17 protein-coding genes are annotated in these 18,080 nt (G+C 48.0%); all 17 read left to right on the plus strand.

Translation table 11 applies throughout. The annotated features are described in order from the left end of the window. Positions 1–18: 18 nt before the first annotated feature. The 17 genes from vapB to ACINK7_RS03630 all read left to right on the plus strand — a co-directional run bounded on the left by vapB (position 19) and on the right by ACINK7_RS03630 (position 18,044). A complete protein-coding gene (vapB, locus tag ACINK7_RS03550) occupies positions 19–249 on the plus strand; it encodes a type II toxin-antitoxin system VapB family antitoxin (RefSeq protein ID WP_404359922.1) in 231 nt (76 codons plus the stop codon). Beyond that, a complete protein-coding gene (vapC, locus tag ACINK7_RS03555; RefSeq protein WP_404359923.1) occupies positions 194–658 on the plus strand; it encodes a tRNA(fMet)-specific endonuclease VapC in 465 nt (154 codons plus the stop codon). Before vapB ends, vapC begins: the two co-directional genes overlap by 56 nt. Then, positions 658–2,064 (plus strand): MBL fold metallo-hydrolase RNA specificity domain-containing protein, encoded by a 1,407-nt coding sequence (locus ACINK7_RS03560; protein ID WP_404359924.1) that lies wholly within the window; start codon positions 658–660, stop codon positions 2,062–2,064. The genes vapC and ACINK7_RS03560 overlap by 1 nt, the downstream gene beginning before the upstream one ends. 79 nt (positions 2,065–2,143) lie before the next feature. Further along, positions 2,144–3,712, plus strand: coding sequence for an ATP-binding protein (locus tag ACINK7_RS03565; protein ID WP_404359925.1), 1,569 nt, complete (start codon positions 2,144–2,146; stop codon positions 3,710–3,712). Between the two features lie 416 nt (positions 3,713–4,128). After that, on the plus strand, positions 4,129–5,118 hold the full coding sequence (gene pseB / locus ACINK7_RS03570) for a UDP-N-acetylglucosamine 4,6-dehydratase (inverting) (RefSeq protein WP_404359926.1): 990 nt from the start codon (positions 4,129–4,131) through the stop codon (positions 5,116–5,118). A gap of 11 nt (positions 5,119–5,129) precedes the next feature. Next, positions 5,130–6,287, plus strand: coding sequence for a UDP-4-amino-4,6-dideoxy-N-acetyl-beta-L-altrosamine transaminase (pseC, locus tag ACINK7_RS03575; protein WP_404359927.1), 1,158 nt, complete (start codon positions 5,130–5,132; stop codon positions 6,285–6,287). A gap of 262 nt (positions 6,288–6,549) precedes the next feature. Further along, positions 6,550–7,242 carry a pseudaminic acid cytidylyltransferase gene (pseF, locus tag ACINK7_RS03580; protein ID WP_404359928.1) on the plus strand — a complete coding sequence of 231 codons (693 nt, stop codon included), beginning with the start codon at positions 6,550–6,552 and terminating at the stop codon, positions 7,240–7,242. Positions 7,243–7,290: 48 nt separating this feature from the next. Further along, positions 7,291–8,214 carry a class I SAM-dependent methyltransferase gene (locus ACINK7_RS03585; RefSeq protein WP_404359929.1) on the plus strand — a complete coding sequence of 308 codons (924 nt, stop codon included), beginning with the start codon at positions 7,291–7,293 and terminating at the stop codon, positions 8,212–8,214. A gap of 58 nt (positions 8,215–8,272) precedes the next feature. Further along, positions 8,273–8,932, plus strand: a complete 660-nt coding sequence (locus tag ACINK7_RS03590; protein ID WP_404359930.1) for a TylF/MycF/NovP-related O-methyltransferase — start codon at positions 8,273–8,275, stop codon at positions 8,930–8,932. Between the two features lie 25 nt (positions 8,933–8,957). After that, the gene (gene uxaC / locus ACINK7_RS03595; protein WP_404359931.1) at positions 8,958–10,361 is read left to right on the plus strand and encodes a glucuronate isomerase; all 1,404 of its coding nucleotides are present in this window, start codon (positions 8,958–8,960) and stop codon (positions 10,359–10,361) included. 5 nt (positions 10,362–10,366) lie between these two features. Beyond that, positions 10,367–11,206: an SDR family NAD(P)-dependent oxidoreductase gene (locus tag ACINK7_RS03600; RefSeq protein WP_404361408.1), complete on the plus strand. Its 840-nt coding sequence runs from the start codon at positions 10,367–10,369 to the stop codon at positions 11,204–11,206. Continuing rightward, positions 11,196–12,008 carry a class I SAM-dependent methyltransferase gene (locus ACINK7_RS03605; protein ID WP_404359932.1) on the plus strand — a complete coding sequence of 271 codons (813 nt, stop codon included), beginning with the start codon at positions 11,196–11,198 and terminating at the stop codon, positions 12,006–12,008. The genes ACINK7_RS03600 and ACINK7_RS03605 overlap by 11 nt, the downstream gene beginning before the upstream one ends. A 16-nt stretch (positions 12,009–12,024) precedes the next feature. Then, on the plus strand, positions 12,025–13,239 hold the full coding sequence (locus ACINK7_RS03610; RefSeq protein WP_404359933.1) for an ATP-grasp domain-containing protein: 1,215 nt from the start codon (positions 12,025–12,027) through the stop codon (positions 13,237–13,239). Beyond that, entirely contained in the window at positions 13,239–14,090 is an 852-nt protein-coding gene (locus tag ACINK7_RS03615) for an N-acetylneuraminate synthase family protein (RefSeq protein WP_404359934.1), read from the plus strand. The genes ACINK7_RS03610 and ACINK7_RS03615 overlap by 1 nt, the downstream gene beginning before the upstream one ends. A 13-nt stretch (positions 14,091–14,103) precedes the next feature. After that, on the plus strand, positions 14,104–15,090 hold the full coding sequence (locus ACINK7_RS03620; RefSeq protein WP_404359935.1) for a hypothetical protein: 987 nt from the start codon (positions 14,104–14,106) through the stop codon (positions 15,088–15,090). Continuing rightward, positions 15,090–17,048 carry a hypothetical protein gene (locus ACINK7_RS03625; RefSeq protein ID WP_404359936.1) on the plus strand — a complete coding sequence of 653 codons (1,959 nt, stop codon included), beginning with the start codon at positions 15,090–15,092 and terminating at the stop codon, positions 17,046–17,048. The genes ACINK7_RS03620 and ACINK7_RS03625 overlap by 1 nt, the downstream gene beginning before the upstream one ends. Positions 17,049–17,162: 114 nt before the next feature. Next, entirely contained in the window at positions 17,163–18,044 is an 882-nt protein-coding gene (locus ACINK7_RS03630; RefSeq protein WP_404359937.1) for a flagellin, read from the plus strand. Positions 18,045–18,080 lie beyond the last annotated feature (36 nt).

Here is an 18,080-nt window from a genome sequence, read left to right on the forward strand (position 1 = left end):
GGTAACGAGGGGGCTAGTATGGTTCAAACGACGGTGTTCAAGAATAACCGAAGCCAAGCGGTTCGGTTGCCCAAGGAAGTTGCATTGCCGGACGACATAAAATCGGTCGACGTGATTGCGGTCGGTAATAGACGCATTATTTCGCCGGCCGGCACGGCATGGGACGATTGGTTCGAAGGGCCGGGCGTCTCCGATGATTTTATGGGCGAAAGAGATCAGCCCGAAGCGCAACGAAGAGAGGCGTTCTGAGTTGCTGAAATACATGCTCGATACCGATACCTGCATTTTCACGATCAAAAGAAGACCGGTTCACGTCAAGCGCTTATTCAATGCGCACATCGGCCAACTCTGCATTTCTTCCGTAACATGGGGTGAACTGGTCTACGGCGCTGAAAATTCAGAGCAGGTTCAGCGTAATTTATTGGATATCGAAGGCTTTGCCGCGCGTCTTGAAGTTCTTCCTTTTGACGCGCATGCTGCAAGACAGTTCGGCCAGCTCAGGGCAGAGCTGTCAAACGCAGGTAGGACGATTGGTGCTTACGACATGATGATTGCAGGGCATGCGAGAAGTCTAGGCTTGATTGTCGTTTCCAATAATGTCAGAGAATTTAGTCGCGTGAGCGGGATTCGTTTGGAAAACTGGCTCGAAAATAACTAATGTATCCAAAAATCGAACATCACGGCGCAGTTGACGGCGTCACCGGCTCCTGTCATGAGTTGAAAATCGATGCCGACGATTCGGTGTTGATCGATTGTGGTTTATTTCAAGGCGCGGAAGTCTCGAACGACGGCGCGGCCTTCGACAAACTGCAGATCGAATTTTCGGTTCAGCCGGTCCGTGCGTTAATCGTCACGCATTGCCATATCGATCATGTCGGCCGCATACCTTATTTGCTGGCCGCCGGTTTTGACGGGCCGATTTATTGTTCGCAGCCGACGGCAGAATTGTTGCCGCTGGTGCTCGAAGATGCGGTGCAGGTCGGATTCACGCGCGATAAGGCGCTGGTCGAGCGTTTCATCGGCCTGATACGATCGAAGATAATCGCAGTGCCTTATGGTCGGTGGCAATCGGTACCGTTGAACGGGAAAACCAGAGGCAAATTGAAAATCAAGTTCAAACCGGCCGGCCACATACTCGGTTCCGCCTATATCGAATGCGATGTCGGTAACGGCCTACAACATACACGCATCGTATTTTCCGGCGATTTGGGCGGACCTTATACACCGCTGCTGCCGGCACCGAAATCACCTTATCGGGCCGACGTGCTGGTGCTCGAAAGCACCTACGGCGACCGTTTGCACGAAAACCGGCGGCAACGTAAAGACATGCTGAAGCAATTGATCAGCCATTGCTTGCAAAATCGCGGCGCGATTCTAATTCCTGCATTTAGTATCGGACGGACGCAAGAGCTGCTTTACGAACTCGAAGAGCTGATTCATCGTTATCGGGAAGAAACCGTTGCGAAAGGCTTGGCATGGGATGATCTCGAAATCATCGTCGACTCGCCGCTCGCGAATCGTTTTACCCACGTTTACCGCAAACTAAAACCCTATTGGGACGCCGAAGCCAAGCGGAAACTGCGCGCCGGGCGGCATCCGTTGGCGTTCGAGCAAATCACGACGATAGACTCGCATCAAGATCATCTGAACACGGTCGATTATTTAAAGAAAACCGCGCGGCCTTGCATCGTGATAGCCGCGAGCGGCATGTGCGCGGGCGGTCGCATCGTCAATTATTTAAAAGCGCTAATCGAAGACGAGCGCACCGACATTCTGCTGGCCGGCTATCAAGCCGAAGGCACGCCGGGCCGAGCCATTCAGACTTACGGACCGAAAAAAGGTTATGTCGAATTGGACGGGCGGCGCTATACGATCAATGCCGGCGTGTATCAATTGAACGGCTATTCCGCCCACGCCGACAAAGATTCGCTGCTTCGTTTCGTCAAAGGCATGCGAGTCAAACCATCAGAAATTCGGTTAATTCACGGCGACGTAAAGGCCAAGTCGGCATTGCGACAAGTGCTGCTGAAAGTTGTGCCCGATGCGAACGTGCTGATTCCCTAAATCAACAAATCGCAAATTTCAGAAATCCCAAGAGTAATCAAGTTCAACGGAACCTGGCGCAACTCGACTGGCGAAAATTATGAATACATTAAAAAAACTGCCATTAGGCATACAAACCTTTGCCGAAATACGGGAAAATCCGTATTGCTATGTTGATAAAACGCCCTTGATAGCGCAACTGATTGACGCAGGCAAAGCCTATTTCTTATCGCGCCCAAGGCGCTTTGGCAAAAGCCTGTTGGTCGATACCTTAAAAGAACTGTTCGAAGGTAACCAAGCCTTATTTAAAGGCTTGTTTATTGAAGACAAATGGGATTGGGGGCAAAGCTATCCCGTCATCAAGTTTGATTTTGCTGAGGGCGTATTACAAAGCCGTGCGCAGCTAGATGAACAACTTTATGAAATGCTACATACACAACAACGTCGTTTAAATCTTAAGCTCACTGCCCGTAGCATTAACGGGCAGTTCGCCGAATTAATTCGTTATACTTACGAAACAACCGGCCAAAAAGCCGTTATCCTGGTCGATGAATACGACAAACCGATTTTGGACAACATTGATCGCCCCGAACGCGCCGCTGAAATCCGCGAAGGCTTGAAAAACCTGTACTCCGTACTCAAAAGCCAAGACGCGCACATCCAATTTGTCTTTATGACCGGAGTGACCAAATTTTCTAAAGTCAGCTTATTTAGCGGTTTGAACCAACTGCAAGACATTACCCTTCATGAAAACTACGCTACGATTTGCGGTTATACCCAACAGGATTTAGAAACCACATTTGCCGGGCATTTAGCCGATGTCGATTGGGTGCAACTAAAAGACTGGTACAACGGCTACCAATTTTTAGGCGAGCCGGTTTACAATCCTTACGATATTTTATTATTCATCAGCGGCAACCAACGCTACCGCAACTACTGGTTCGAAACCGGCAACCCCAGCTTTTTAATCAAACTGTTCCAACAAAAAGCCTATTTCCTGCCCGACTTGGAACAGCTCGAAGTTTCGGAAGAAATCCTGGATTCTTTTGACGTCGAGCGCATTAATCCCGTTACCTTATTATTCCAATCCGGTTATCTCACCATCAAAAAAGCCTATACCGACATCATGGGCGAAATGGCCTTTGTCCTGGCCGTGCCCAACCATGAAGTGAAAATGGCGCTGAACAACCAACTGATTGAAGGCTACTGCCAAATCGACACCGAGAAAAAAGCATACCGCACGGAACTTTACAAACTTTTACGCCACGGCGCGATAGCTGAACTACAGCCTATGTTACAACGCCTATTTGCCGCCATTCCTTGGCTCAACTTCACCCACAACGACCTGCCCAACTCCGAAGGTTACTACGCTAGCGTCCTCTATGCCTTCTTCGCCAGCCTCAACGCCACGATTATTCCTGAAGATACCACGAATCGGGGGCAGGTTGATATGACAGTCATGTTGGGCGACTGTATTTATGTCATGGAAATCAAACTCGACAAAAGCACTGACTATCAACCGCAAAACCCTAATTCTGCGTTGCAGCAAATTCGGGACAAAGGATATGCGCAAAAATATCAAGATAAAGCAAAACAGATTTATGAGGTTGGGATGATTATTAATCAAAATCAACGGAATTTGACACAGTTGGACTGGCGATACGCGTAAAGAACGGAAAATTAAAGCGCCAATGCTATGTTCCGATACAGACATAACGCATTTATCGGGCTATACTTTACGGGTAATCGATTATTTCGGTTTTTAATCAAATGGTTATATTTATCGTAGATCAAAAATAGACACCGGGTGGCTCGTCAAAGAACGCCATGGATATATCCTTGGAGCTAATCAATCGTGAGGAGCAAAAATCGACCTAACACCTTAGCGCCGAAATTTGACTAGCAACGGGTATATCTATGGGGGCGTCAAACGCTTGCATATCGCTGCCCTAATGAGCCGGGCCGGATAGACTCGCTAAGCATAGTGCTTTGCCGGAACAATGTTTTCAGCAAATGCGGGCAATTAGCTGAACGATATTACAAGTCAGGACATGCTTTCAAAGCAAAAAAATAAAGAACAGAATCATGCTACAAGGAAAAAATATATTGATAACCGGTGGTACCGGGTCGTTTGGAAAGCAATGCGCGAAAGTTTTGTTGGAGCGTTACGACCCAAATAAACTGGTTATTTTTTCCAGGGATGAGCTCAAGCAATATGAAATGCGGCAAGTTTTTAATCAAAAATGCATGCGGTATTTTATTGGCGATATTAGGGATCAAAGTCGTTTGAAGAGAGCGCTGGAAGATATCGATATTGTCATTCATGCAGCAGCGCTCAAGCAGGTGCCGGCGGCGGAATATAATCCTTTTGAATGTATCAAGACCAATGTGTTGGGTGCGCAAAACCTGATCGAAGCCTGTTTAGATACCGGTGTGCAACGGGTGGTGGCGCTTTCGACCGACAAAGCCGCTGCGCCGATCAATCTCTATGGTGCTACCAAGTTATGTTCCGATAAACTGTTTGTGGCCGCCAATAATATTAAAGGTTCTAGGGATGTACGCTTTAGCGTGGTGCGTTATGGCAATGTCATGGGTAGCCGAGGCTCGGTGGTCCCGTTTTTTTTGCAACAACGTAAAACCGGTATTTTGCCGATTACCGACCCGGAGATGACGCGTTTTAATATCAGCCTTCAAGAGGGTGTGGATATGGTGCTTTGGGCGATCGAGAACGCCTGGGGCGGTGAAGTGCTGGTGCCGAAGATTCCTTCCTATCGAATTACCGATTTGGCGATGGCCATTGGTCCGGAATGCGAGCACCGGATAGTCGGAATTCGTGCCGGCGAAAAAATCCATGAGGAAATGATCACCGTCAGCGATAGTTTCAATACGGTCGATTTAGGTTGTTATTATGCGATTTTGCCGGCGGGAGCCGCATACAACATGAAAAATTACTGTGCTCGCACCGGCTCACAAAAAGTTTCACCCGGATTTCGATATGATAGCGGTAGCAATGACCGCTTTTTATCGATCGATGAATTACGCTTATTGGTCGACAATTGTAAGGATTATGAATAAGGTTATGTGGAATGATACCCTATAGCCGGCAAAGCATCTCCGAGGACGACATTCAAGCGGTGGTAGAGGTGCTAAAGTCCGATTTTTTGACACAAGGACCTGTTGTTCCTCAGTTTGAGCAATCCGTGGCCGATTATTGCCGAGTCGGTCATGCTGTAGCGGTCAACAGTGCTACGTCAGCCTTGCATCTCGCCTGTCTGGCGCTGGATGTCAAGCCGGGCGATATTGTTTGGACGAGCCCGATTACTTTTGTAGCCAGTGCCAATTGCGCGCTGTATTGTGGCGCCAGTGTCGATTTTGTCGACATCGACCCCGATACCTATAATCTGAGCGTCGAATGCTTGACGAAAAAATTAGCCGAGGCCGAGTGCCAAGGTCGCTTGCCCAAGGTTGTGATTCCAGTGCATTTCGGCGGGTTGTCTTGCGGTATGGTAGCGATCCGCGAATTAAGTCGGCGCTACGGTTTCAAAATTATCGAAGATGCCTCGCACGCGATTGGTGGACAATATTGTGATGAGCCGATCGGATGTTGCCGTTATTCCGAAATCACCGTATTCAGTTTTCATCCTGTGAAAATTATTACAACCGGTGAAGGCGGCATTGCCGTCACGAACGATATCGACCTCGCCCGAAGAATGGCTTTGCTGCGTAGTCACGGTATTACCCGCGATGCAAATCAAATGACGCACGAACCGGATGGTCCCTGGTATTATCAGCAAATCGAGTTGGGTTTCAATTACCGGATGACCGACTTGCAAGCCGCGTTGGGGTTAAGCCAGCTTAATCGGTTGGATGCGTTTGTCGAGCGTCGGCATCGGTTAGCCGACCTTTATCGGCAAAGGTTGATAGATTTGCCGGTAAACTGGCAATTGCAACCGGATGACTGTCGTTCTTCTCTGCATTTATTCGTTATTAGGTTGCAAAATTCGGGAGTAGGCAAACCCCATTTGGAAGTATTTCGTCTGTTGCGTAGTGCAGACATAGGCGTCAACCTGCACTACATACCTGTTCATTTACAACCTTTTTATCAAAACAAAGGTTTTAAGCCAGGCGACTATCCGGAAGCCGAAAAGTATTACGCCGAAGCAATCTCATTACCTCTTTATCCCGATTTAACTGAATCGCAGCTTTGCGAGGTAGCTAAGGTTTTGGGGGCAAGTTTAAATTGAGTTCGGCTGCACGAATGACTGCAAGCAAATTTAAGCTGCCAGTTATTATGAGACTCTACCCTTATGAAACTCTATCCTGATGAAATAAAGGCGTTCAAACAGATTATTCAAAATCTGGATGGTGTTGTGTATTTATATGGCAATTGTCTTGAAGACGATAAGAAGGCTAGAGGTATCGATGTATTACTATGAAAGTGCGCGAACAGTTGCTTGATTGACAAGTGTCGTCGGCAGGGTCGAAAGTAGCTTAAATGGAGGTCGAGTGAAAGTAGCTGTAATACCCGCACGGGGCGGAAGTAAACGTATCCCGCGTAAAAACATCAAGGATTTTTGTGGCAAGCCGATAATTGCTTGGTCGATTGAGGCTGCAAAGACATCCAAGTTGTTTGAGCACATTATTGTATCGACTGACGATGTTGAAATTGCCGAGGTAGCGCAGAACTGGGGTGCTGAAGTCCCATTCATGCGGCCTGCGGAATTGTCCAACGATTTTGTCGGTACCGGTGCGGTTACCAAACACGCAATTGAATGGGTTGTCGAACACTATGGGGAAATAGACTATGTATGTACCATCTATGCGACGGCTCCATTTATTAAACCGAACGATTTAGTTGCCGGCTTTGAGCGGATGGTGAAATTCAATAAATCGATCGCGTTTACCGTGACCAGTTTTCCTTTTCCGATACAGCGAGCCATTCGCATTGACGAGTCCGGAAACGTATCAATGTTTCAGCCTGAACATTTGATGACGAGGTCTCAAGATTTAGAGCCGGCGTATCATGATGCCGGACAATTCTATTGGGCCAATTTTGATGCAGCTCTGCATGAAATACCGGCGTTTTCCGATGCTTCTGTAGCATTGATTTTACCTAGATACCAAGTGCAGGACATCGACACTCCCGAAGATTGGGAGCGGGCCGAATTGATGTTTTCCGCATGGCGGCAATCCTTATAATGCCTCGTAGCAAGACTGTGCCAAGAACCTAGAACTACTGACTAAGTTATGCAAGAACCCTCACAAATTAAAAAATGGCAAGAACATGAAGGTGTTGTTGTTGCTTCGGCTAACGGTTTTGATGTTATCGACTGTGGTTCATGCGGTTTTAAACACATTGTCGCTCTGCCCGGTATCGAGGAATTAGAGCAAATTTACCGTCATGATTACTATAGTCGCGAAAAGCCGTTGTATATTGAACGCTATCGCGAGGATATCGATTGGTGGAATACCGTTTATGTGCAGCGTTATGAGAGACTCGAACGCTATCTGCCGGAAGGTCGTCGCCGGTTGCTTGATATCGGCTCGGGCCCCGGCTTTTTTTTGCTCAAGGGCAAGCAAAGAGGCTGGCAGGTTAAAGGTATCGAACCTTCGTCACAAGCCGTGGAGTTCAGTCGTGGCTTGCAGCTGGATATCGAGTGCGGTTTGTTTTCCACGCAAACGGCGCCCGAACTAGGATATTTTGATGCTATTAATATGAGTCTGGTGCTGGAGCATATTCTCGATCCCGCCGCATTTTTGGCATTGATACACGCTAGTTTGAACGATAACGGTTTAATCTGCATTGTGGTGCCGAATGATTTCAACCCATTTCAGTGCGTGTTGCGTGATCATCTAGGGTTTGATCCTTGGTGGGTTGCTCCACCCCATCATATTAACTATTTTGACTTCATTTCTCTTGCCGGTTTGGTAGAACGTTGCGGTTTTCAGGTTTTGCACAAAGAATCAACCTTTCCTATCGATATGTTTTTATTGATGGGAGATCAATATGTAGGCAGCGATGAAATTGGACGGGCCTGTCATAAAAAGCGAATGAACTTCGAGTTGGCATTGACCCGTGGTGGCCGCAGCGATGTACTGGAACATCTGCAGGCGGATTTCGCTCGTCAGGGAATTGGGCGGGAAGTAGTGCTGTACGCAAAGAAAATTTAATTCGGTTTGGAGTTCATGGTACGAAGAATGATGAAAATAAGGCATACCGGAGGGTGCGATGCGTAAATCGTTGCGGGATCAAGAGCTATACCAACCATTGTTTTCGCCATGGCTCGATCAATCAAGCAAGTTCGCTAATTTAATGGCAGATATAAAACCATATACCGTGGTTTCGCCTGACCGGGTCTGGATGCTATATAGCTTAGCTCGTCAGGCTTGCTATTTGGCGGGCGATTTTTGGGAATGCGGGGTATATAAAGGAGGAACCGCGATGATGTTCGCTCAAGTGCTTTCGACTTTCAGGGATCGTCGATTATGCTTGTTTGATACCTTTACAGGCATGCCCGATACCGATCCAGGGCATGATTATCATCGCAAAGGCGATTTTGCCGATACCAGTCTAAGCGAGGTAAAAGCACGAGTGGGTGACGCGCCCAATATCGTATATTATGCCGGTTTTATCCCTGAGTCGTTTCAAGGATTGGAGCAGACGCGAATTGCTTTCGCCCATGTCGATGTCGATATTTACCGATCGGTGAATGATTGCTGCGAGTTTATCTATCCTCGATTGGTTAGCGGCGGTTTTATGGTGTTTGATGACTATGGTTTTCCCAGTTGTCCAGGAGCGCGCGCTGCGGTTGACAAATTTTTCATAGATAAACCGGAATGTCCATTGGTGCTGCCTACCGGGCAGGCCCTGATTGTAAAACTCCCGTGACGCATTCATTGAATACAGCAAAACTATGGCCACTATTTTTGATGACGATTTTTTGTTACAGGGCGAGACGGCTCAGGCATTATATAAAGCGACTCAAACCTTACCTATCGTCGACTACCATAGCCATCTGCCCGTCGAGACGATAGCGATTAATCAACCCTTCGCCAATCTTTGTGATATTTGGATACGCGGAGATCATTACAAGTGGCGGGCAATGCGACTCAACGGTGTGCCGGAGCGTTACTGCAGTGGTCAAGCCAGCGATTGGGAGAAGTTTTGGGCTTGGGCCGCAACTTATCCATTGACGCTACGTAATCCGCTTTATCACTGGTCGGCCTTAGAGCTTAAGCAATATTTCGGCATCGAAACGCTATTGATGCAGGACACTGCCGTTTCGATATGGGAACATGCCAACGCTTTATTGGCGGGCAGCGATTTTAGGCCAAGGGCGTTGTTGCAAAAGATGAATGTGGAAGTGTTATGCACTACCGATGATCCGGCCGATACACTGGAGCATCATGCTCGTTTGCGGGCAGAGGGTTTCGAAGTAGCGGTGTTGCCGACTTTTAGGCCTGATGCGGCGCTGGCGATAGCCGACCGATCCCAATTTGGTGCTTGGTTGAATAAGCTATCTTCGATTACCGGAATCGATATAGGTAATTTCGATGCTTTGATCGACGCATTACGTATGCGTCATGATGCGTTTGCCGATGCCGGTTGTTGCATGTCGGATCATGGTCTTGAGCGATGCTATGTCGAGTTGTGCAGTGTTGCCGATATGCGGCGTATCTTCAACAGCTTCTTGTGTAATGCCTCTATCGATCACTTGGATATCGAACGCTGGCGTTCTTTTTTGATGAAGGAGTTCGCTCGTTGGAATCATGAAAAAGGTTGGACCATGCTTTTACATTTGGGGGCCACTAGAAACAATAATCGGCATGTTTTTGAAAGTGTTGGCCCCGATGCCGGTTGCGACTCGATCGGTGATTTCGACCAAGCCTATCGCTTAAATAAGTTTTTGAGTGACCTTGATGCTGAAAAACGCCTGCCTAAGACAGTGCTCTTCAATTCTAATCCGCGCGATAACATGCTGTTTGCTTCCGTCACCGGTAATTTTTTCGAAGACGGCGTTGCCGGAAAAGTGCAATTCGGCCCGGCGTGGTGGTTTCTGGATACCGCCCAGGGGATTTGCGATCAATTGAATGCGTTGTCGCAAGTCGGTCTGTTTGCTCGATTCATCGGTATGGTTACCGATTCCCGCAGTTTTTTGTCATTTAGCCGTCACGATTATTTTCGCCGAGTAGTCTGTAATATGTTGGGTGAAGACGTCAGGTACCGGCTGATACCGGATGATATCGAACAATTACAAACTCTATTGCAGGGCGTGTTTTATAAAAATGCCCGCAAATATTTTGGAGTTAAGTCGTGAGCGAGATGTTGAAAGATCATAAGCTAGTGATCATTGGCGGTAACAGCGCGATTGGCGAATGTTTTTTGGATGCTGCTATGGCTCAAGGTGCGGCATGCGCAGTAATCGGGCGAAGCGATCCGGGCAAAGACCTGCCTTTTTTTGTCGCCGATATCACTTCTTTGGATGAGCTAAGCGTTGCTGCCAATAAGGCGATTGGCTCGCTCGACGGGATCGATACTTTAGTTAATTTCGCTGGTACCCATCATGCACCGATGGATTTTTGCAAGGACGATCCGCAAAAACTGTTGAGTGAATACCACCGGGTTATGGATGTGAATCTGACCGGGGCCTTCTTGGCGACTATGATTTTTAGCAAGCATATGATTGGTCGCCGTCATGGGCACATTTTGCATCTATGTTCAAATGCTTCACGGTTGTCGCTTTACGGTTCCTATGCTTACAACATTTCCAAACATGGGTTGGAAGGGCTAATAAAAACGGCTGCTGCCCAGTTAGCTCCATTCGGGGTTCGTGTTAATGGCGTTGCTCCGGGAACCATCGAAACAGCATTGAATCGTAGCCTACTACGATCGGGAGAGAATGGTGGATACAGCCTTAGGGCGTCGGCGATTCTGGCCCATACTCCAACCAAGAAGTTCGCGACCTTGGATGGGATTGCGGAAACGCTACTCGCTACTTGTATTCCTCAGCGCCATTTGACCGGAAACGTGATCTTCTGTGACGATGGTTACAACATCGAAGGCCATTCCTGGCCAGCCGGCAATGCAGCGTTGTATAGTGGTGAAGAAGCTTTGCAAACGCTGTTTACTCACCTCAATCAAGATTATCCTCATGAACATTGATTCCGAATATTGCATGATCTGTGGCAGTGTCGAATTCGGGCCTGTTTGCGAAAAGTCCGGTTTTCGGTATGTCGGGTGTGCCCGTTGCCGATCGGTTAGGCAGTATCCTTATCCTTCGGATCAAGAGATTGCCGGCTACTATGCTGATTACCAAACTAAGAAATCTGGCGAGTCGGTATATCTGACCGATGCGGGATATGCCTGTTTCAAGCGTGACAAGACATTCACTTTTGCCGATTTAGGCTTAGGAAATGATGCCTTTGCTGGGAAGACGGTATTGGATGTCGGTTGCGGTACAGGACAGTTTCTGCAAATGATGGGGGATTTTCGTGCTGCTTCGGTGCTAGGTATGGATATTTCTCAAGAATGTATTGATCAGGCGCGGGCACGGGAATTGAATTGTGTGTGTGGCGATTTTCTTAGCCTTGGCGGACGCTACGACGTTATTAGTATGTGGCATTTGATCGAACATCTTCGAGACCCTCGCCAATATATCTCGCATGCTTACCGTTTGCTGAACCCCGGTGGTTGGTTGTTGATCGAAACCCCTGTGGTCGGCGTTATCTCTGAAAGTTTTGGTGCGGATTGGCGGTTTTTTATGCCGGTCGAGCATATCAATTTATTTTCTCAAGACGCCTTGTTTTGTCTGTGTGCTAAGGTCGGCTTAGATCTTCGCTCATGGGTAAGATTCGGTAGCGGTAATACTTCCGGTAGTATGCCGGCTTCCAACAAGCGAGCTATGGATATCATTGCTAAGAAACATGGCTTTGGCGATACCCTAGCAGCGCTCTTCATAAAATAATCATATGGACAGTTTTGTGACTAAAGAACCTCAAGATAGCTCAATCATTGTGGTTAGTGCCGGGATTATGCAAATTCCGGCTATCAAGATCGCCAAAGAGATGGGGTTGACGGTGATTGCCACCGACCGTAATCCACATGCCGTTGGTTTCGAATACTGTGATCATGGCATCGTGATCGATTCGAAAGATGTGGATGGTCATGTTCGTTTTGCCCTCGACAATCGGGAAAAATTCAATATCCGGGCGGCATTCGCCGGTTCGGATTGTGCTGTCACCGTTGCCGCGATCACTAATGCGTTGGGATTACCGGGAATACCTCTAGCAGTCGCACAACGTTCGAATAACAAAGTGTTGATGAAAGAACGCTGGCTTCGCGATAAGATTCCGACCCCATTCGGTGCCGAAGTCATGACTCTCGACGAGGCCAAGACGGTGCTTAACCACGTTGGGTTTCCAGCCATCGTTAAGGCGGTGGATAATGCTGCTTCGCGCGGCTCTATGCGGATAGATACCGAAAAGCAGTTGTTGCAAGCACTGGAAAACGCTAAGCAGGCGTCCACTACAGGTACCGCAATTATTGAAGAATATGTTGTCGGTGATGAACAGAGCGTCGAAACCATCGTTTGGAAAGGGCGACATTATCATGTCAGTATTGCCGATCGTATGTTCGGTTACCACCCCTATCATATCGAAACAGCGCATATTGACCCGTCTGTTTTGCCATCGGAGCAGCAGCAACGCATTTTTGAAGTGGTCGATGCCGCCGCCGATTCGCTGGGTATCGATTTCGGGCCGGCCAAAGCCGATATGATTTGGACCCGAAAGGGGCCGATGATTTTGGAAATGCCGGCACGGCTCAGCGGGGGATTTCATTCGCAGTACACAACGCCGCTAAGTTCAGGAAAAAACCCTATTCGAGCGGTGATGGAAATTGCATTAGGACGCGACCTTAATGAGGCGTTTATCCGAGGTACCCGCAACTTGACATCGATTTGTGCCGGTATTTTTCCGCCGAAAGGTCGCATTAATGCCATATTGGGTATCGAAGAAGCGAGAAAAATAAAAGGGGTTGAAGAAATCATTATTACCAAGTCGCCCGGAGATTATATCGAGGATTATGTCGATAACGCCCAGCGCTGTTGTTGGGTTATAGCGGTCGGATCTTCGAAGCAGCATGCTTTCGATATTTTCAATGCTGCGAAAAGTCTTATCCGTTTCGAGGTGACGTGATGACGGTACGATTTATCGCAGAGGTTTCCAGCAACCATTCTCAAGACTTGACGCGTTGTTTCGATTTTATCGATACGGCCGCCGCGGTGGGTTGTACGGCTATTAAGTTCCAGTTGTTTCGTGTCGATTGGTTGTTTGCGGAAGGGGCCTTGCCTAAAAGCGAGGTGACGAAACGCAAGAATTGGGAGCTACCGCTAGACTTTTTACCTGAGCTGGCTATGCGTTGTCAGGAGGTAAATATCGAGTTTTCCTGTACACCGTTTTATCTGGCCGCGGTTGCCGAGCTCGAACCTTATGTAGCGTTTTACAAAGTCGCATCGTATGAATTGCTGTGGGACGATTTATTGATGGCATGCGCCCTTACCGGCAAACCGGTAGTGCTGTCCACCGGCATGGCTACTATGGCGGAGATTCAACATGCAGTCGATGTGTTGAAAAATAACGGATGCGCTGCACCGGTTTTATTGCATTGCACTTCCTCTTACCCGACGCCTTACGCTGAGGCCAATCTCGCTGCGATCGAAACCTTAAGACGAGAGACGAGTTGCGAGGTCGGTTGGTCGGATCATACCGTTGAACCGGCAGTCATCCATAGGGCCGTTCACAAATGGGGTGCTAAGGTGGTCGAATTTCATCTCGATCTGGACGGCGAGGGTGAGGAATTTGCGGCCGGGCATTGCTGGCTACCCGATCAGATCGCTGCCGTAATAAAGGATGTGAATAAAGGTATCGAAGCGGACGGTGATGGCGTTAAGGAACCTGTTCCGTCGGAATTGCCCGATCGTATGTGGCGGGCAGACCCTGTCGATGGCTTGCGGCCATTGAAAGTAACTCGAGACCGATTGAAATAAAGTCAGCCTACCAATGAATGTTCTCATTGTATGCCATGCAGGAAGTAGGGTCGGGCTTGGGCATTTAACCCGGTCGCTAGCCGTTGCGCGTATCGTGCGGCAGGCGTTTGACGTCAGCATTCGCTTTTTGATTCAAGGCGATCCGATCGCACATCCTGAATTGCAGCAATTTGAGCACAGTTTTTTGTCGATTGGCGAGGATTTGACGAAAATGATCGAGAGGCAACTTGATACGTCGGTTCCGCAATTGATTATTTTCGATCTATTTCCAGAGTGGCTACCGACCGATTTAGCGAAACTCTTGAAAAATTTGCGAGCCAAGGCTTGCAAAATCATTGCCGTGGACGGTTTACTCAGTTATCGGGATCATTTGGATCTGATTGTCATGCCGTCTTTCCGTTGCCCACCAGAGGTTGTGAAGAGCCAAGGGACGCCGGTGATATATGGTTGGGATTGTTTTTTGCTGAATGCTAAGGCTTATCCTAGGCTTTGGTGTCGTGGCAGTCATGTGTTGGTTCTGAGCGGCGGTGCGGATGTTACGGGCTTGGGGCAGAGGCTTCCAAGGCTTTTGCTTAATACTTTACCGGATAATACACAAGTCAATTGGGTGACCGGTCCCTATGCTAAGCAACCCGACTTTCCCAAATCATCAACAGTAATGTTTAACAATCATCAGGCGCCCTCCAGTCTTGATGAACTGATGCTTGATGCGCACTATGCCGTTACGGTGTATGGCGTCAGTTTTTTTGAACTGCTCTATTACGGTATACCCACAGTGGTGTTTTCGCCCTATGGCAATAAGGATGATGACGAGCTAGGTCTGATCGCGAAGGAAAATATTGCTTTGGTGGCCCGTGATGAACTTGAGGCACTGGAAAAACTGCGGAACTTGATGGCGGATGATCAAATAGCCTCCGCGTTGTCTATCGCTGCTCAAAATAAAATGGCTGTGGCTAATGGCGGGCGGCTTGTGCAAGCGTTGAACGAGTTATTGGTTTAATGTCGCACGCATATCTTATTTTTCATTTGAATTTGGCTTTCTCGTCGATTCCAACGGAGGCTCGTCCAGAGGTCATTCGCAAGTGTTATTGGCCTTTGCTGGAATTGATCCGTAAAACCAAGGTTCCGGTCGGAATCGAGTTAACCGGGTGGACGCTTAATCAGATAGTTGAGATCGACCCTGAGTGGATTGATTGTTTTCGGAGTATGTTGCGAAACGGGCAATGCGAGTTAATCGGTAGCGGATGGTCGCAAATCATCGGGCCCTTGGTGCCTTACCTGATTAATGTCCGAAATCAAGCATTGGGTCTGGAGGCTTATCGGCAGTTATTGGATGTCGAACCGAACATTGCGTTAGTCAACGAAATGGCCTATTCGACGGGTTTGGTCGACGTTTATGCCGAAGCGGGTTACCGAGGCATTATCATGGATAGGGATAATGTCAGGCTCGCATTGGGGTTGGAACACCGCCCGCTATCTATGATGCCGACGCATGCGCAAGGGTGCGGTGAAGTTTCTTTGCCTGTTTTATGGTCCGATTCGATTTTATTTCAGCGTTTGCAGCGGGTGGTGCATGGGGATATTCCTGTAACGGAGTATACATCTTATATCAAGCGTCGTATCGAGCAGGGCGAAAAGATGTTGCCTATCTATTGTAACGATGCGGAGATTTTTGATTATCGTCCCGGCCGTTTTGCCGCCGAGTCCAGGTTGCACTCGGAAGGGGAGTGGTTAAGGTTCGAAAGAGTTTTGAAACAATTACAAAGCGAGTGCGAACTTAACTGGTTGAGTCCGAGCGAGGCGTTGTCAAAGCAATTTGGCGATGCGGAAAAAAAAACATCCAGGCTCACTTCGATAATCCAGCCCATCCCGGTCAAGAAACAGGCTAAATATAATATTAATCGTTGGGCGGTGTCGGGAAGAGATGATTTGTGGCTAAATACAGCTTGCCATCAATTATTTCAAGCGATGCAGAAAAGCGGCGAGGATTCTTCCGAATGTTGGCGGGAAGTTTGTGAGTTATGGGCTAGCGATCTTCGTACTCACATCACCGACTTGCGCTGGCAAGAAACGCTTGAGCAAATTGCCGGATTGAAATTGAAATGGGCGCTTGCCGATTCTGTGCCTCGAGAGCATCGAAAGCCTCAAAAGATATCGGAATCCGTGCTTATCGAGAGTGATGAGGAAGGGATTTTTCTTACAATAAACACGCCGGCATTGAAATTAGTGCTGAATAAGCGGCGTGGTATGACAATCCATACTTTGGCGTTCAAATCACAGGGCTTCGCTGCACTTATCGGGACATTATCTCAAGGATATTTTCAGACTATTGAATTAGGTGCGGATTTTTATTCCGGCGGGGTTTTGATCGAAATTCCAAGTCAGCATGCCCGGCTGACTGATTTAGAATGGGTAAGCCCTCAGGTTCAGCAGTTTGGTAGCGAATTGTCTATTTCTGCGGTAATCGCTTTTGATCAGGGTAAGTTGCGAAAAACTATTTTGGTGGATACCGTTGCCGAGAAAGTACGGTTACGTTATGAATTCGACGATTGGGAGAGACCATTAGGATCGGTGCGTGTGGGCAAGGTGACTTTGTTGCCTGAAGCATTTACGGGGGATTTGACGATTGAAAGTGTTAATGGGGGGGCTGGAAAGGAGTTGTTTTGTTTGAATCGAAATGTCGATTACGGTAAGGCGGCATCGGTGCTGGTGTCTAGTTCGTCGGCCTTAGCTTGTAGCGATGGCAGAGTCAGTATTCATGACGATATGGGCAATGGGGTCGAGTTGGAATGGCATCCTGCTGTTTCTGCGGCAATCGTAATGTTGCAGCATGTTCACACTCATGGTGCTCATTTGACACGATTATGGTTTTCATTGGCAGAACTGGACGATACTTCTCGCCGAGGCGGACGTTTATTACCCTTTGAGTTTGAAATAAAGCCATTAAAAAAATATTAAAGTAATTTTGTTGATTGACGATAACTCTAGTGAGTTTAGAAACTTCTTTTCAACAATCAAAATAGCATTGTTTCGGATTGAATTTACATCTGAAGCGAGGTGGAGGGTAACATCATGTCAATGGTCATTAATACAAACATCGGTTCGCTGAATAGTCAACGGATGCTGAACAGTACCAATAATTCGCTAAGAACCTCTATGGAGCGGTTGTCGTCGGGTTTGCGCGTAAACTCCGCAAAAGATGATGCGGCCGGATTAGCGATCGGCAATAAAATGACTTCGCAAGTCCGAGGGATGACAGTGGCTATTAGAAACGCCAATGATGGCATTTCGATGGCGCAGACGGCTGAGGCCGCGATGGGCTCGATTACGGAAACCTTGCAGCGGATGCGTGATTTGGCGGTGCAATCGTCCAACACGGGTGCAGTAAATGCTGCCGACCAAGCTAAGTTACAAACAGAGTTTGAGCAACTACAAAGTGAGATCGGTCGAATTATTACCAATACCGAATTTAATGGTAAGAAAATTTTAAATGGCGGGCTGTCCGGGCAGGTCTTTCAAGTCGGTGCCAACACGACTTCAGATAACCGGATTTCGCTTACTGTCAATAATCTATCGGCAGCAGCCTCAACAGGGTTGGGCTCTATACTAATGACATCTGTAGTAATCGGCGGCTCTGCCGGGACGAGTGCAGGCGCCACGGCAATAACGGCCAGTAATGTCGGAGCGGTCATCGATGGTTTGGATAGGGCGTTGAGTAGAATCGATACGTTTCGTTCTACTTTGGGCGCGATGCAAAACCGCTTTACCACGACGATTAGCAACCTGCAGTCTTCGATTGAAAATCAAAGCGCTGCGAGGTCGCGGATCATGGATGCCGATTTTGCCGCCGAAACCGCTGCTTTAAGTCGAAACCAAATTCTGCAGCAAGCCGGAGTCGCGATGCTTTCGCAAGCAAACCAAGCGCCTCAAACAGTGCTCAGTTTGTTGAGATAAAGTGGTAAGATGTCGGATGCCCTTCATCGGGCATCC

Origin of the sequence: Methylotuvimicrobium sp. KM1, from assembly GCF_044788715.1 — a bacterium.
Taxonomy (GTDB): domain Bacteria; phylum Pseudomonadota; class Gammaproteobacteria; order Methylococcales; family Methylomonadaceae; genus Methylotuvimicrobium.